Raw genomic sequence first — 616 nt, forward strand, 5'->3', positions numbered from 1 at the left:
GTCGCTATCATGAAGGCAAGAAGGTAATGCCGCATGGACGACAGTGGAAGCAGGTTATGTCAGAAGTATTTAATGTTGAGCCAAAGGTAAGGCATAACTTCTCAAGCGCGAAAAGGGCACGACGAACCTTTGCATATATTTGTGCATGTCACGATCGAATTCATGATTTGAGCGCAATTCGACACAATAGAATCGTAAGAAGTGATGCAAGATATGTATGCAAAAGCTGTAAGGAAAGCTTGAGAATTAAATAGGCCAAAGTGAATGAGGCCAGGCAGTTCTTATTTAAGAGGAGCTTGTCGTTAGCGAGCGATCTGACGCCAGTTAACGACAAGGCGACTAAAGAATTTACTTCTCTAGATATTGAAGCTTGTTAGGAACACCGTCCCACTCTTTAGCATCTGGAAGCGGGTCTTTTTGCTCGGTAATGCAGGGCCAAGTCTGACATAGCTCGGCGTTTAGCTCGATATACTGCGTCTGGTCGGCAGGCAATTCGTCCTCAGAAAAGATTGCATCAGCTGGGCATTCTGGCTCACAAAGTGCGCAATCGATACATTCGTCAGGATCGATTACCAGAAAGTTAGGGCCNTCATAGAAGCAGTCTACAGGACAAACT

General features: G+C 45.2%; 1 protein-coding gene and 1 pseudogene. One reads left to right on the forward strand and one right to left on the reverse strand.

Annotation, left to right across the window (positions count from 1 at the left end):
- Window positions 1-254 (forward strand): annotated as a pseudogene (locus A3756_RS28890) (hypothetical protein); the annotation flags it as partial.
- A 94-nt stretch (window positions 255-348) separates the two neighbouring features.
- On the opposite strand, the gene A3756_RS23490 reads toward A3756_RS28890, so the two are convergent.
- Window positions 349-616: ferredoxin family protein (locus A3756_RS23490; RefSeq protein ID WP_068554812.1), on the reverse strand; the 268-nt coding region annotated here is incomplete at its 5' end.

This window comes from Oleiphilus sp. HI0086, from assembly GCF_001635225.1.